Annotated in this window: 16 protein-coding genes; 4 read left to right on the top strand and 12 right to left on the bottom strand. The window is 36.9% G+C overall.

Annotation, left to right across the window (positions count from 1 at the left end; all coding sequences use genetic code 11):
- Window positions 1-81 precede the first annotated feature (81 nt).
- Window positions 82-651, top strand: coding sequence for a YceI family protein (locus Q5N69_RS03090; RefSeq protein WP_304367385.1), 570 nt, complete (start codon window positions 82-84; stop codon window positions 649-651).
- 96 nt (window positions 652-747) lie between these two features.
- Here Q5N69_RS03090 and Q5N69_RS03085 read toward each other — a convergent pair whose 3' ends face one another.
- Entirely contained in the window at window positions 748-996 is a 249-nt protein-coding gene (locus Q5N69_RS03085; RefSeq protein WP_304367384.1) for an accessory factor UbiK family protein, read from the bottom strand.
- Between the two features lie 194 nt (window positions 997-1,190).
- Between Q5N69_RS03085 and rep the strand changes: the two genes are divergently transcribed.
- Window positions 1,191-3,209, top strand: a complete 2,019-nt coding sequence (gene rep, locus Q5N69_RS03080) for a DNA helicase Rep (RefSeq protein ID WP_304367383.1) — start codon at window positions 1,191-1,193, stop codon at window positions 3,207-3,209.
- Between the two features lie 2 nt (window positions 3,210-3,211).
- Entirely contained in the window at window positions 3,212-4,108 is an 897-nt protein-coding gene (locus tag Q5N69_RS03075) for a TraB/GumN family protein (protein ID WP_304367382.1), read from the top strand.
- A gap of 75 nt (window positions 4,109-4,183) precedes the next feature.
- On the opposite strand, the gene Q5N69_RS03070 is transcribed toward Q5N69_RS03075, so the two are convergent.
- The gene (locus tag Q5N69_RS03070; RefSeq protein WP_304367381.1) at window positions 4,184-4,957 is read right to left on the bottom strand and encodes a sulfite exporter TauE/SafE family protein; all 774 of its coding nucleotides are present in this window, start codon (window positions 4,955-4,957) and stop codon (window positions 4,184-4,186) included.
- 139 nt (window positions 4,958-5,096) lie between these two features.
- Window positions 5,097-5,981, bottom strand: coding sequence for a LysR substrate-binding domain-containing protein (locus Q5N69_RS03065; protein ID WP_304367380.1), 885 nt, complete (start codon window positions 5,979-5,981; stop codon window positions 5,097-5,099).
- A 156-nt stretch (window positions 5,982-6,137) separates the two neighbouring features.
- Between Q5N69_RS03065 and Q5N69_RS03060 the strand changes: the two genes are divergently transcribed.
- Entirely contained in the window at window positions 6,138-6,455 is a 318-nt protein-coding gene (locus Q5N69_RS03060; protein WP_304367379.1) for a hypothetical protein, read from the top strand.
- A gap of 102 nt (window positions 6,456-6,557) precedes the next feature.
- Here the strand turns inward: Q5N69_RS03060 and ubiB are convergent, their stop codons facing one another.
- From ubiB to Q5N69_RS03015, 9 genes are all read right to left on the bottom strand, one after another.
- A complete protein-coding gene (gene ubiB / locus Q5N69_RS03055; protein ID WP_304367378.1) occupies window positions 6,558-8,171 on the bottom strand; it encodes a ubiquinone biosynthesis regulatory protein kinase UbiB in 1,614 nt (537 codons plus the stop codon).
- A gap of 39 nt (window positions 8,172-8,210) precedes the next feature.
- Window positions 8,211-8,849 carry an SCP2 domain-containing protein gene (locus tag Q5N69_RS03050; protein WP_304367377.1) on the bottom strand — a complete coding sequence of 213 codons (639 nt, stop codon included), beginning with the start codon at window positions 8,847-8,849 and terminating at the stop codon, window positions 8,211-8,213.
- Window positions 8,849-9,616, bottom strand: coding sequence for a bifunctional demethylmenaquinone methyltransferase/2-methoxy-6-polyprenyl-1,4-benzoquinol methylase UbiE (ubiE, locus tag Q5N69_RS03045; protein WP_304367376.1), 768 nt, complete (start codon window positions 9,614-9,616; stop codon window positions 8,849-8,851). The genes Q5N69_RS03050 and ubiE overlap by 1 nt, the downstream gene beginning before the upstream one ends.
- A gap of 592 nt (window positions 9,617-10,208) precedes the next feature.
- A complete protein-coding gene (locus tag Q5N69_RS03040) occupies window positions 10,209-10,460 on the bottom strand; it encodes a hypothetical protein (protein ID WP_304367375.1) in 252 nt (83 codons plus the stop codon).
- A complete protein-coding gene (locus tag Q5N69_RS03035; protein WP_304367374.1) occupies window positions 10,444-11,016 on the bottom strand; it encodes a redoxin domain-containing protein in 573 nt (190 codons plus the stop codon). Before Q5N69_RS03035 ends, Q5N69_RS03040 begins: the two co-directional genes overlap by 17 nt.
- 59 nt (window positions 11,017-11,075) lie before the next feature.
- Entirely contained in the window at window positions 11,076-11,567 is a 492-nt protein-coding gene (locus tag Q5N69_RS03030; RefSeq protein ID WP_304367373.1) for an FKBP-type peptidyl-prolyl cis-trans isomerase, read from the bottom strand.
- A 30-nt stretch (window positions 11,568-11,597) separates the two neighbouring features.
- A complete protein-coding gene (recG, locus tag Q5N69_RS03025) occupies window positions 11,598-13,676 on the bottom strand; it encodes an ATP-dependent DNA helicase RecG (protein ID WP_304367579.1) in 2,079 nt (692 codons plus the stop codon).
- A gap of 52 nt (window positions 13,677-13,728) precedes the next feature.
- Window positions 13,729-14,436, bottom strand: coding sequence for a tRNA (guanosine(18)-2'-O)-methyltransferase TrmH (gene trmH / locus Q5N69_RS03020; protein ID WP_304367372.1), 708 nt, complete (start codon window positions 14,434-14,436; stop codon window positions 13,729-13,731).
- 59 nt (window positions 14,437-14,495) lie between these two features.
- Window positions 14,496-14,888, bottom strand: a complete 393-nt coding sequence (locus Q5N69_RS03015) for a RidA family protein (RefSeq protein WP_304367578.1) — start codon at window positions 14,886-14,888, stop codon at window positions 14,496-14,498.
- Window positions 14,889-14,999: the final 111 nt, after the last annotated feature.

Raw genomic sequence — 14,999 nt, 5'->3', positions numbered from 1 at the left:
ACTAAAATAAAAGAACTCGATAATATAAATTATTAGACCGAACATTATCGGTCTAGTCGCCAATACAATTAAGGAAAAACAATGCGTATATTTACACTCATAATGGGGTTGTTAATTGCTCTACCAAGTTTAGCTAATTGGCAACTATCAAACGAAAGGTCACAGTTTAACTTTGTTACAACAAAGAAAGTTGATGCTACAGAAATTCATCAATTTACCCAGCTTAAAGGTAATATTTCAGCTAAAGGTGAAGTAAAACTAAAAATTGATTTAAGCAGCGTTGAAACTAATATTCCAATTCGTAATGAGCGTATGCAAAAATTTCTGTTTGAAACAGATTTATTCCCACAAGCAACATTTACAACAAGCATAGATCTACAGATTATTGAAAAGTTAGCTTTAGGTGAAACAACACAAGTTGATTTAACGGGAGACATAAATCTTCATGGAATGACACAAGCCATTGCTACGCGTGTGCAAGCAACCAAGTTAGCAGGTAATGAATTATTAGTAACAAGCCTAAAGCCTCTTATCATTCAAGCTAAAGCATTTAAGTTAGTTGCTGGTGTTGAGAAGCTTAAAACCTTAGCGGTATTACCAAGTATTAATCACTCTGTACCTGTTACTTTTTCGTTAGTGTTTACTCAGTAAGTTTTATTTACTGTTTGTTCAAAACTAAAAAAGCTTATTTAAGGTTTACTTAAATAAGCTTTTTTTATACGTTCAGCTTTCTAATTAATGGCTAAACTATTCTGCTAATTTAGCTTCAATTTCTACAAGCTTAGCTTCTAACTCAGTTAATTTAGCGCGAGTTTTAATTAACACTTGAGTTTGCACATCAAACTCTTCGCGAGTTACTACATCAAGCTCTGCAAGCTTACGTTGCACTATTGTTTTTGTTTTCTCTTCAATATCGCTAGCAACATTTTTTAATCCTGCAGGAATAGCATTTGATACTTGCTGTGCGATCTCTTCAATTTTTTTAGCATTAATCATTTTTAAACTCTTCTTAATTATTCTTAAATTCAAGATTGAATGACTCGACTCTTCCCTTTAAAAAGAAGCTTGAGCTAATTTATTAATTCATTGTAAACATTTTTTACCATTGAGACTAAAAATATTCAGCTTAATCAGATAAATTGTTATAAAATCGTTCCTCTTTTGAATAGCCCCTGAAATCGTTAAAGATAATGAAACTAAACCCCGGACAAAATGAAGCTGTAAAATATGTAAGCGGACCTTGCCTAGTATTGGCTGGTGCTGGTAGCGGAAAAACAGGGGTAATATGTAAAAAAATAGCCTATCTCATTGAAAAATGTGGTTATAAAGCACGTAACATTGCCGCGGTAACCTTTACCAACAAAGCAGCAAAAGAAATGAAAGAGCGTGTAGCTAAGCTATTAGGTAAAGACTTAATTCGTGGCCTTACCGTTTCAACCTTCCATTCCCTCGGTTTAGATATTGTTCGAAAAGAGATTAAAACTTTAGGTTATAAACCTGGTTTCACCTTATTTGATGATCAAGACACCTTAGCTTTATTAAAAGAACTCACCAAAGATGAATTTGATGGTGATAAAGATTTGCTTAGCAAGTTGCAGTCAATGATCTCTAATTGGAAAAATGAATTACAACTTGCGGATGCTGCAATTAAACATGCAGGTGATGCTGATACTCTAATGTACGCCGAGTTTTATGCACTTTATCAAAAGCATATGAAAGCCTACAACGCATTAGACTTTGACGATCTTATCCTAATTCCAACACTTTTATTAAGAAACTATCCTGAAGTACGTGAACGCTGGCGTAAAAAAATTCAATATATGTTGGTGGATGAATACCAAGATACCAACGCCAGCCAATACGAATTAGTTAAGCTAATCGCAGGTGAAAAAGGTTTATTAACGGTTGTAGGCGATGACGATCAATCAATATACTCTTGGCGTGGCGCTAAACCTCAAAACTTGGTGTTATTAGGCGAAGACTTCCCTAACCTTAAATTAATCAAATTAGAGCAAAATTATCGCTCTAGTGGACGCATTCTAAAATGTGCCAACATATTGATTGCCAACAACCCACATGTATACGACAAAGCACTATTTAGTGAGCTAAATTATGGTGTTGAGCTAAGAGTTGTTCAAACTAAAAATGAAGAACACGAAGTAGAGCGTATTGTTGGTGAGCTGATCGGTCATCGTTTCTTAAATAAATCTAAATACAAACATTACGCTATTTTATATCGTGGTAACCACCAATCACGTTTGCTTGAAAAAGCCTTAATGACTAACCGCATTCCATACAAAATAAGTGGCGGTACTTCATTTTTCTCAAGGGCAGAAATCAAAGATATGATGGCGTATTTACGTGTATTAGTGAATCCTGACGACGATAATGCTTTTTTACGTATAGTAAATGTACCTCGCAGAGAAATAGGTCCAACAACCTTAGAAAAACTAGGTAGTTACGCTAACATGCGCCAAATAAGTATGTTTGCTGCCAGCTTTGAATTAGGTCTAGAGCAAACTCTAACAGGCCGTGGTTTAGCCAGTGTACAACGCTTTACTCGTTGGATAGTTGAAACATCAGATCATGCTGAACGTGGTGATACCGCTGCAGTGTTAAGAGCCGCTGTACGCGAAATTAATTACGAAGATTGGCTATACGACTCATCACCAAGTGCTAAAGCCGCTGAAATGCGAATGAAAAACGTAACACAGTTATTTAGTTGGGTAACGCAAATGTTAGAAGGTGATGAAAACGAAGACCCAATGACTTTGCCACAAGTTGTTACTCGACTAACACTACGTGACATGATGGAACGTAGCGAAGACGAAGATGAATCAGATCAAGTACAGCTAATGACATTGCATGCATCAAAAGGGTTAGAATTTCCGTATGTATTTCTCATCGGCATGGAAGAAGGTTTATTACCTCACCAAACCAGTATGGATGAAGGTAACGTAGAAGAAGAAAGACGACTAGCCTATGTAGGTATAACACGCGCTCAAAAAGAACTTATTTTTACCTATGCGCGTGAACGTAGACAGTTTGGCGAAGTAGCTCGCACAGAAGCCAGTCGTTTTCTACACGAATTACCACAAGACGATTTAAGCTGGGAACTTACTCAAGCCAAAAAAAGTAACGAACAAAAGCAAGCTACAGCAAAAATGGGTGTAGCCAATTTACGAGACATGTTGAATAAGAATAAATAATTATGATGAATAATATAGCAAACAACTTCACAAAGAAGTTTGTCACTTTGGCTACCTTAGTTTTTCTATGTAGTTTACCTACAACAACTCTAGCTAAAAGCTCTGTTTGGAAGGTTTCTAAAAACAATGATCATGTATATATCGGCGGTACGATTCATGTTTTACCTGAAGAACATCCTATGCCAAGCGAGTTTATTAATGCTTTCAATAATACAGATCAATTGATACTTGAAGCACAATTACCCGATCCAAACGATGCTGCAGCCCAGCAAGCCATGATAGCCAAAATGAGCTACACTAACGGCGATAACTTACAAAGTAAACTCACCCCAGAAACCTTCAAGTTATTAACTAACTACTTTACCACCATAGGTAGTAATGTTAATCAGTTTACATCTTTCAAACCTGGTTTTGTTATTACCATAATGGCACTTATAGAATTACAAAAGGCGCAAATATCAGGTGAAGGCGTCGATGCTTTTTTTGAAGCCCAAGCAACAATTGAAAATAAGAAGATTGACTATTTAGAAACAGCTGACATGCAGTTCACTATGCTAAGTCAATTAGGTGAAGGCTATGAAGATGAATTTATTCTAGCCAACTTAGAGCTAAACTCGAGCTTTACAGAATTCTTTGGGCTTATTCTTGATGCATGGCAAGTAGGTGATTCAGCTCGCCTAGAAAGTCTAATAAATGACGCCGCTTTAGATTCAGACGAGAAGTCTTACGAAGCCTTATTTTCTGTGCGCAATAAAAATTGGGTACCTAAAATAGAAGCTATGTTTAACAACAAACATAAAGAGCTAGTATTGGTAGGCGCAGGGCATTTATTTGGTAAAGATGGATTATTAGCCTTACTCAAAAAACAAGGCTACACAATCGAGCAAAGCTCTCTTTAATCTGTAAAATCTAGATCAAGTAGCAACAACTAAAGCTTGTTGCTACTTAGGAGATACGTTACATATGTTGAGTGGCTAAATGCTTCCTGTAATTAAACCTAAGCCAATAAACACAAGTAATGCTGAAACAAACTTTTGTACTAACTCAATCGTTACTTTCGTTAGCAGCTTTTTACCGAAATAAGCACCAATAAAAGCGGATAAACAAGCACTTAACACCAACCACCAATTTACTGTATTTTCTGTTGAGCCAAAGTGCCAACCATAAATAGCCAAACGGTTGATATCAACCAATACAGCTAAAATAACCCCTGTCGCCACAAATTGTTCTTTAGATAAACCCGCTTTTAACAAGAACATACTTCTAAATGCGCCCTGATGACCAGATAAACCACCCAAAAATCCACTTAGCACACCGCCAAATGGTAGATATTTTTTGTTAATAGCTAAAGACTTGAAAAAAGGCATAAGCTCAATCACAACTAAAAGTAAAATAAGCCCACCAACAATCATCTTCATCATGCTAGTACTAAACTCATAAGATAAAAGCTGATAATTCACTACGCTATTTGTATCAGACAATTTGGTAAGTAGTAACGCGCCCAACAAAGCGAAGAATACGGCAGGAATACCAAATTTTAAGATAACAGATAAGTTTGCATGCTTACCCACTAAAAATATCTTAAAAGCGTTATTAGCAAAATGCACAATAGCAGTAATAGTAACGGCGATCTCAATAGGAAAGAACAGTGCTACAATTGGCATAAGCAAAGTACCTAAACCAAAGCCTGAGAATAAAGTTAACAGCGAAGCCGCCATAGCAACAGCTGAAATAATAATGAAATCCATGAAATACAACGATGAGTAAAGTATTAATAATAAAATTATAGTATCAATTAATTATGATTTTTTTATTAAATCTATAAGCTTAATTCAAAATTAATTAAACTAATCTAGCTAACGCATGAGAACTTTAAAAAGCTGAGGGTTACTTATCTGCAAATAATGTTGTTAACCAAGCTTCAAACTTCTTCACCTTTTCCCATTCAAAGTTTCCTGGCGGTGCAACTAAAAATAAAGAAATAGGACTGTTAGCTGAAAAATCGAATAAGTTAATCAAAGTACCTTCGTTAATACGCTCAAACACTAAAGATTTACTCACAAAACAAATACCTTGCCCTGCAATAGCCTTTTCAATTACAGGCACAGAATCCGTAGTTTGCAGGCTTATATTAAAGTCATTCAAGTTTAATTTATATTGATCACAAAATTGTTCAAACGCGGGTTTCAAATCACTAGAAATATCCAACAATAATGGCGTTTTTAATACCTTTTCCATGGTTGGAAAAGCATCTTTAAACAGTAAGTTGCTAGCAACGAGTAGAACTTCATCTTTAATGAGTTGTTTGCTCTCTAAGCCAGGATAAACTCCTTCACCTCGGCGAATAGCCAAATCCACGCTGTCATCTTTAAAGTCTACCACCTGATTACTTGGAGAAAACTGCAACATAATTTCTGGATACATCAATTGAAACTCGTTCACCTTAGGAATAAGTATTAACGAAGTGAAAGAATGCAAAGACGTGATTTTAAGAATATTAGGATCAGGTTCAGTAGACAGCAAACCAATACCTTTTGAGATCTGATTAAATCCAGCTTCAATAAAAGGAAATAAACGCTCACCATCAGCACTTAGCACCGTTTTTTTAGTATCACGATTAAACAACTGACACTTTAGATTATCTTCCAATAAGCGAATTTGTTGGCTAACCGCAGCTTGAGTTACATGCAATTCTTCCGCTGCCTTTTTAAAGCTTTGATTACGGGCTGCAGCAAGAAAAAAGGACAACGACTTTAATGGTGGTAGCTTCATATTAATTCTTATAACCTCATTCATATTAGTATTCGGATCAATACTTACTTTAGAAAAACTTAAGTGAAGTTAATTTTATATCGTTTGTTTAAGAGGAGTACAAGCTTTAATTTACATACAACTAAGCCAGTTCACTTAAATAAAAACGAGGTTCATATGTTAAATAAATCTATCATTATTAGTGTTATAAGCAGTTTATTCTTAGTGATGACAATTCAAGCCAGTGAGGAAATACAACTGTATTCTGAGGCTGGATACCCTTACAAAAATTTAATTCACAAATCACAGTCGGTAAAAATTTTCTTTACTGAGAAAGAGCAAAACATAAGTTGTCGTGTAAACGTTTCTTTGCCGTCACAAAGTACAACTAGTAATACTATTGAGGTATCTAAAAAGCAGTTTGAAGCAACGCCATTAGCTAGCTGTTTACCTAGAGATCAAGCGAAGAAGTTATTAGCGTTTGCCTATCTTTAAAAAGGTTTTTACTTGGAGGAAAAATAAATAAAAACAGAAGGTGCATGATTTGATAACAGTCTTCTGTTTTTTGTTCTGCTTTGATTGATTTAAATAGAGTATTTAATTAAAACAAATGGCCGCTAATAAAATAGATGCGCTGATCAAAATAGCACTTAATCCTATTATGGTGACCAGACGATTATTATGACGAGACTGCTCAGCCTTTAATGATTCAATTAATTGGGTTTGTTTGTTATGACTATCCTTTCCTGCACGTAAATAGTCGTAAACTAGATCTGGAATTTCAGGCAGTTTTTCGTTCCAAAAAGGGATGTTTTCTTTAATTTTGGCAAATACCGCTTTAACGCCCATTTGCTCTTTAACCCAATTTTCTAAAAAGGGTTTGGCTGTTTGCCATAAATCTAATTGTGGATATAACTGACGACCTAAACCTTCGATATATAATAAGGTTTTTTGCAGTAAAACTAATTGAGGTTGCACTTCCATGTTGAAGCGACGCGCGGTATTAAAGAGATTAACTAACACTTGCCCAAAGGATATTTCAGCTAACGGCTTATTAAAAATAGGTTCGCATACGGCTCGTATAGCAAATTCAAATTCGTCAACACTGGTATTACTTGGTACCCATCCAGAATCGACATGTAATTGAGCTACTTTACGGTAATCACGATTAAAAAAGGCAACAAAGTTTTCAGCTAAATAGCGTTTATCTTCACTATTCAGAGTACCTACTATGCCACAATCTATCGCGATCCATGTTGGATCTAATGGACTAGTGGCATCAACAAATACATTACCAGGATGCATATCTGCATGGAAAAAGCTGTCTCGAAAAACTTGTGTGAAAAACACTTCAACGCCACGTTCAGCGAGCAGTTTCATATCCACGCCTAACGCATGTAACTTTTCAACTTCACCTACACCAATGCCATAAATTCGCTCCATAACAAGTACATTTTTACTGCTGTATTCGCTATGAATTTCAGGAACATATAAAACATGATCGTATTCACGACCTTGCGCGAAGTTATGTTTTAGTTGAATAGCATTTGACGCTTCACGATTAAGATCAAGCTCATCTAAAATGGTTCGCTTATATTCAAGTACCACTTCTTTTGGTCTAAGCCTTTTACCGTCAGGCAACCAGCGCGCAACAATACCTGCAAACATCGCCATCACTTTCAAGTCAGCAATAATTACAGCTTCAATATCTGGGCGTAATACTTTAATCACAATATTGCTGGTAGTATTTATTGTGCTTTCGTCATCTGTTTCAGTTTGCTGAGCAGTATGTAACTTAGCGGTGTGTACTTGCGCGATGGAAGCAGACGCCAATGATGCGGTATTAAATTCACTAAAATATTGATTAAATACTTCTTCGCCCATTGCATCAATGATTAGTTGTTTGGCTTTTTCACCATCAAAGGGTTCTACTCGATCTTGTAATAAGGTGAGCTCATCAGCAAAGTCAGGCGGTAATAAGTCGCGTCTTGTTGAAAGCATTTGTCCAAATTTAATAAAAACAGGGCCTAACGATTCAATCGCCAGTCTAAATCTTAGAGCTACAGGCTTATCTTTATGTTTGTTACGTAACCAAAATAAACAGACACGCGCTATTTTTACGTACCAAGGTAAAGATTTCTCAGGTACAAGCTCGTCTAATCCGTATTGGAGGAAGGTTTGAAGAATTTTATAAAGACGTACGCTACTCACAAGAATCCTTGTTAATCGTTATTGAGATATTTAGGTAGACTATTTATTAGCTTTGGACAATAACGCTTTTTCAACCGCTAGAAATCTATCCGCTAATGTTTCGGTACGAATATCTAACTCACTAACTTGTAAATTAAATGCCGCTATTTGACTGCTTGTTACCACTAAACGCTTTTCGTGCACTAACCATTCGCTTGAATCCGCTTGGATTTGCTTTGCTGCGAAGCCTAACTTATCTGCCACTTTCTTACTGAATTGGGTTAATTTATAAGTAGGTATATCGCCAATATGTTTGGCTAGCTCGCTTTGCCAATCAATATTTAAGGTTTCAGCGACACTCGCGAAATGCTGTGCGACTTTAATATCGCCAACAATGTCGAGTTTGTCTTGTTTGATCAAATCTGTCAGCTGATGCTCATTTTTTAAAGCAACTAAAGTTTTAATACTCGTGTGAATAGCGCAATCAGGATTTTCACTTAACGAGGTGACTAAGACCTTACTGTTACTTACAATAAAACTTAATGGAAACCCCAACTCAGCTAAATGAACCACTAAGTTTTTTTGTTCCAATGCATACAAGCCTTGAGTGCCATTTAAACTTAAGCTCAAAGCTTTATTAATAATAGCTTCAAGCATCGAGCATAAGAGCTGTTGATGCATTGTTATATTATTTGCCACTAAAATTTATAACCTTTGTGCAATGCAACAACACCGCCTGTTAGATTTTTATAAGTGGTCTGCTCGAAGCCTGCGTTATCCATCATGTCTTTTAATGTTTCTTGATCAGGATGCATACGAATAGACTCAGCTAAATATTGATAACTATCGCCATCTTTAGCTACTAGCTCACCCATTTTTGGTAAAATATTAAACGAGTAAAAGTCGTAAGCTTTGCTAATAAGTTCTTGTTCTGGTTTTGAAAATTCTAATACTAATAAACGACCGCCAGGCTTAAGCACACGATACATAGAGCGAAGCGCTTCATCTTTGTCTGTTACATTACGTAAACCGAATGCTATGGTAATAATATCGAAAGTATTGTCTTCAAAAGGTAGGTGCTGTGCGTTAGCTTGCACATATTCAATGTTTTGCACTAAACCACGATCACGTAATTTATCGCGACCAACATTCAACATTGAACTGTTAATGTCAGCTAAAACAACTTGTCCGTCTTTACCAACAAGTTGCGAGAACTTTGCTGTTAAATCACCCGTACCGCCAGCTAAATCAAGTACTTTGTTACCTGGGCGTACACCACTAGCATCTATGGTAAATCGCTTCCACAAACGATGAATACCAAACGACATTAAATCGTTCATCACATCATATTGGGCGGCTACGGAATGAAATACTCCCGCAACTTTAGATTCTTTTTCACTTTTATCTACTGTTTGGTAACCAAAGTGAGTACTGTTATCTTGATTGTCTTGATCTTGAAGTGACATCTTAAATTCGCTTGTAGCAATAATTAACCTTAGTTTAACTCACTTTTACCTAATTATTAATAGTTAACCTGAGCTCGACTTAACATATTATTCTCTAACAGCTACTTTTACTTGCTTCATCGTTAAATTTACTTGTAATAGACTAGCTATTAACGCGAAATTTGCCTTGAAGAAAGAAAAACTATCAAGCTAGAGTATGATTTAAATTTTATTAGTAATAATTTCAATGAATTAAAAACATCTTAAACCGAGTTCAGGTTAGTTAACCTGTTATAGATAAAGTTATATTTAATTGCACCTTGAAGGACTTATGCCATCGAATGAAATATTAGTTAGTTTGTAATAGCATTGGCAGAAATAACTTAACAGAAGGATTAAAAATGATGTCTAAATTTATATCGGTTAGCTTACTTATAATGTTATCCGCCTGCACTTCTAAACAACTTTACAACCATACAAAATTACAAGTGAAAACATATTGTGATACAAAAGTCGGTGTTGAAAAGGAACAATGTGTAGAGCAAGCTAATACTAAACCGTACGAAGAATATGAAGAAGAACGACGTAAGATTATTAAAGATAAATAATCGTTTTATTTAACACTTACTTTTCCTCCAATAATTTTAAACGCGGGTACACCTCGTATCAATGTTTCTCTAGCGAAAGTAGAGTTACAGGTAGGGCAAACGCAACTCTCATTAGTAAAATCTTGAGTGATGCGCTCTTTAAAACACTTAACTAAACTACCTGTGCCGCCTTTACGATATTTAAACAACTGGCTGCGGCATTTAGCACAAAAAATATTGACTGTTTTTGTTGGGCCTTTCTTATTTGGCTTTGCCACGTTTTCTTACATTAAGTTTTTTTAAGTTAGCAGCCATATCTTCAGCAGCAGTTTCAGGGTTGATATCGTGATCAATCTTTAAGATAGTGCCGTCTTTACCTATATAAAAAGTGACTCGGCTAGCAACACCCATAAAATTTACTACGTCATAAGCTTTGGCAGCGGCTTTTGTAGGATCACTTAACATAGGAAAGTCAGCGTTAGTTTTTTCAGCAAAATCACGGTTTTTGTCTAGTGGGTCAACACTCGCCATAAAGTATTCAACATCATATTCTCTAACTAGATGCCCTTTTTCTACTAACGATTTACATTCAATAGTACAACCGCGAGTATTTGCCATAGGGTACCAAGCAAGCACAACATTGGTTTTACCCAAAAAATCTTTCAGGTTGTAGAAGTCACCCGTTGTTGCTTGTAAGTTAAAATTTGGCGCTTTATCGCCAACTTGTAAATCGCTAGCTGTTGCTGAAAAAGTAACGCTGCTGGTTATTAACGCAACAACAAGACAAAGTAATAAGTAAACTTTTTGGTTAGATTTCTGAAATAACGTGTACATGAAAATATTTCCTTATTTGAGTAACTGACTCGAGTTTGAGTTAAGTTATTTATACAATTTTATTTTTGGCAATGCTTTGCACCTAACAACCAAATTTTTGATGTAAGTGCAGTATTTGGCCGAATCGAAGGTCCTGAACTTTTTTCTCCGTAGGCAAGTTCAGGTGGAATATAAAATTCCCAAATTTCTCCTACGCGCATTAATGCTACGCCTTCTTGCCAACCTTTAATTACTTTTGACAATGGAAGCTTTGCGGGTGAGTGGCGTTGATAATTTTGATCTACCACTTCATTCGTTGTAGCAACACGCATGTCGTAGTTAACAGTCACCGTTGTGGATCTGCTTGGTTGACAACCTGAAGCTTCTTTTAAGATTTTGTATTGCAGTCCTGATGCTGTTTGTTGCACACCTTCACGATGTTTATTGATCGTTAACCAATTAAGTGAGCGATTTAAATTAATTTCATCACTTTTTGATGATGTAGTAGCACTACAACCAGCCAGTAATCCAAGCATTAAAAGGCTGGCTATATAAAACATATTCTTTTTCAAATGGGTTCCTTAATTATATCTCTACACCCGTTAAGCATTGGAATACTTCTCTTTATTTGCTAACCATCGATTAATAAGTAAGGCTGCTTGGTCAGGGTATTTATTCCAAAGTAAGTAAGCATGTTGCTGTATGGTTGGAATTAAGTCAGCATCTCTAACAAGATCAGCTATTTTTAACTCAGCTAAGCCCGTTTGTCTAGTACCTAAAAGTTCACCTGGACCACGTATTTGCAGATCTTTTTCCGCAATAACAAAGCCATCATTACTTTCACGTAATACAGCTAAGCGCTTAGTTGCTGTTTTTGATAACGGTGTTTTGTACATAAGTACGCAATGAGAAGCAACAGATCCTCGCCCTACTCGACCTCTTAATTGATGAAGTTGAGCTAAGCCTAAACGTTCAGGGTTCTCGATCACCATCAAGCTAGAATTAGGTACGTCTACACCAACTTCAATTACTGTTGTAGCGACTAATAAGTGTAGATTCCCATCTTTAAACTCATCCATAACTGCTTGTTTTTCAGCAGCTTTCATTCGGCCATGTACTAAACCAATTTTCAATTCCGGAAGCTGTTCTTGTAAATACAACGCAGTATCTTCTGCTGCTTGGCACTGGAGTACTTCTGACTCTTCAATAAGGGTGCAGACCCAATAAGCTTGTCGATTATCTTCGGTACAACCTTGGCGGATCCGCTCTATGACTGCGTCGCGCCGTAAATCAGGTAGTGCAATAGTAGTAATAGGTGTTCTTCCAGGTGGCAACTCATCAATCACCGAAGTGTCGAGATCTGCATACGCTGTCATCGCCAATGTTCTTGGGATTGGTGTTGCCGTCATTATCAATTGATGTGGGTACTTATTGTCGAATGCACCTTTTTCACGTAACGATAAGCGTTGATGAACACCAAACTTGTGCTGTTCATCAATAATAATAAGTACAAGGTTTTTAAACTCTACACTTTCTTGGAAAAGTGCATGAGTACCTATCACTAGTTGCATATTGCCATTAGCTATATTCTCAAGAGCGATTCTACGTGCTTTAGCTTTTGTTTTACCTACCAGCCAACCCACAGAAATATCAAGGGGCGCAAACCATTTTTCAAAATTGATGGCATGCTGTTCGGCTAATATTTCGGTTGGAGCCATTAATGCTACTTGAAAACCTTCACCAAGGGCGGTAAGTGCAGCTAGTGCTGCAACTAATGTTTTACCTGAACCTACATCACCTTGTACTAAACGCATCATAGGAGTATCGCCAGCTAAATCTTTACGTATTTCTTTAACCACTCGTGCTTGCGCATTGGTGGGGCTAAACGGTAAGTTTTCTAAAAACTTTGTATTTAAGCTTTCGTTAATCGTTAAAGAGAAGGCATCTTCTTTATCAACCGATTGCCTTAATTTGAGCATGCTTAGGTTATGAGCAATAAGCTCTTCTTTAATTAAGCGTATTTGTGCTGGATGTTTGCCTTCTTCAATTTGTGTTGTTGAGGCGTCAGGTGGTGGTCTATGTAATGTTTTTAATGCTTCGGTAAGGGTATACGGTGAGTCGATAAACTCAGCGGGTAACAACTCTTCAACTTGACCGCGCTCTAATCGAATTAAGGCTTGTTCTGTTAAGTTCCTTAGAGAAATTTGCCTTACGCCATCTGTTGTTGGATAAACAGGCGTTAAGGTTTCTTCAACGGGTGTTAAGGCTACATCATTGTCTAGCGGTTTATATTCTGGATGAACAATCTCAAAGCTGCGTGCACCACGACTAATTTCACCATAGCACCGAATGCTTGTACCTACTGCTAAGCTATTTTTTTGACTAGCAGAGAAGTGGAAAAAGCGTAGATTGATTACGCCTGTGCCGTCGCTCAAAGTTACCATGAGCATACGACGTTTACCTTGTACGATTTGATTAGCGGTTATTTCACCAATAATATTGGTGTGAGTTCCTACCATAAGATCACGGATTGCAGTAATTCGTGTCCGGTCTTCATAACGCAGAGGTAGATGGAAGAGCAAATCTTGAAGAGATTCGAGTCCTAATTTTTCTAATTTCGACGCTAAACCTGGCCCTACACCTTTTAGAACGGTAATAGGAGTATGCGCTAGATTATTTATACCAAGGCGAACTTGACTCATAAGCTAGCGTCCTGAGGGGTGCTGTTTAACATTAATCGTCGATGTTTTGCCATGCGTCTTTTGTCATTTGCATTTTTTGCCACCAATCTTCAGAAGCGACTATTTGTCCTTCTTCATCAATTTGTGGGTAAGGCAACCCTTTACGTTTACAAGCTTCAGCAAAAATAGGGTGTCCGCCTTCAAATAATACTCGTTGGCGACGCTCTTCTGATAATCGAGGTTTATCGTAAAGTCCTGCTAACTGGCGTTGGCGTTGCGCTTCATATAAAACCACGGCATTAGCTACTGAAACGTTTAATGATTGCACCATGCCAACCATAGGTATAACAATATCTTGATCTGCGAGTTCGAGTGCTTCTGGTGATGCACCAAACTTCTCTTGCCCTAGAATAATCGCTGTAGGTTTGGTGTAATCAATTTCGCGGTAATCTACTGCGGTGTCAGATAAGTTCGTTACTAACACCTGCATGTTTTGTTTCTTTAACTCAGCTATCGCGTCTTTAGTATTTCGATGGCCGTGAACATCTACCCAGTTTTGACTACCAACAGCACTACCACCTGACACACGCATTTTATCGCTTTTCCAAACAGCATGTACATCGCTTATCCCAATGGCATCGGCAGTTCGTACTACCGCAGCTAAATTATGGGTTTTATGTACGCCTTCCATACATACAGTTAGATCTGGCTGCCTTTTGTCTAACAAGGCTAAAATACGTTGATGTCTTTCTGGTGTCATACTACTGGCTCATAAATGTCGATAATTAAATACTTTAAACTCATCCGTTAAAGTAGTGTTTAGTTTGTGCTTGGTAATTCCATAATACCATCAATCTCAATGTCTACATCTTTTGGTAATCTTGCTACTTGTACTGCAGCACGAGCTGGGTAAGGTGCAGTAAAGTATTCGCTCATTACTTCGTTAACTATGGCAAAATTTTCTAGGTCTTGTAAGAAAATGTTCACTTTAACCATGTCATTTAACTCGCCACCGGCAGCTTCACAAACAGCTACTAGGTTTTTAAATACTTGATGTGCTTGCTCAGCAAATCCGCCTTCAATAACCGTCATAGTTTCAGGAACTAATGGGATTTGGCCTGATAAATAAACAGTATTGTTAACTTTAACGGCTTGGCTGTATGTACCAATTGCGCTTGGTGCTGCATCTGTATTTATAATAGTTTTCATAATCTACTTCTCTATCTAATGTATTATTACGTGTGTTAGTACGAGTTATTAATACGTTTATTTAATGAATAACAATTAGGGCCATGATTATTATAACCATGCCCCTGACAATGA

Source organism: Pseudocolwellia sp. AS88 (assembly GCF_030551755.1).
Lineage (GTDB): Bacteria > Pseudomonadota > Gammaproteobacteria > Enterobacterales > Alteromonadaceae > Pseudocolwellia.
Note: the sequence above shows the minus strand (reverse complement) of the source record. Positions and strands in the feature narration are given on the sequence as shown.

Bases quoted from the DNA above. Each gene is read 5' to 3' on its own strand.
- Q5N69_RS03090 (WP_304367385.1), top strand. From the start codon at position 82: ATGCGTATATTTACACTCATAATGGGGTTGTTAATTGCTCTACCAAGT.
- Q5N69_RS03085 (WP_304367384.1), bottom strand. From the start codon at position 996: ATGATTAATGCTAAAAAAATTGAAGAGATCGCACAGCAAGTATCAAAT.
- rep (WP_304367383.1), top strand. From the start codon at position 1,191: ATGAAACTAAACCCCGGACAAAATGAAGCTGTAAAATATGTAAGCGGA.
- Q5N69_RS03075 (WP_304367382.1), top strand. From the start codon at position 3,212: ATGATGAATAATATAGCAAACAACTTCACAAAGAAGTTTGTCACTTTG.
- Q5N69_RS03070 (WP_304367381.1), bottom strand. From the start codon at position 4,957: ATGGATTTCATTATTATTTCAGCTGTTGCTATGGCGGCTTCGCTGTTA.
- Q5N69_RS03065 (WP_304367380.1), bottom strand. From the start codon at position 5,981: ATGAAGCTACCACCATTAAAGTCGTTGTCCTTTTTTCTTGCTGCAGCC.
- Q5N69_RS03060 (WP_304367379.1), top strand. From the start codon at position 6,138: ATGTTAAATAAATCTATCATTATTAGTGTTATAAGCAGTTTATTCTTA.
- ubiE (WP_304367376.1), bottom strand. From the start codon at position 9,616: ATGTCACTTCAAGATCAAGACAATCAAGATAACAGTACTCACTTTGGT.
- Q5N69_RS03035 (WP_304367374.1), bottom strand. From the start codon at position 11,016: ATGTACACGTTATTTCAGAAATCTAACCAAAAAGTTTACTTATTACTT.
- trmH (WP_304367372.1), bottom strand. From the start codon at position 14,436: ATGACACCAGAAAGACATCAACGTATTTTAGCCTTGTTAGACAAAAGG.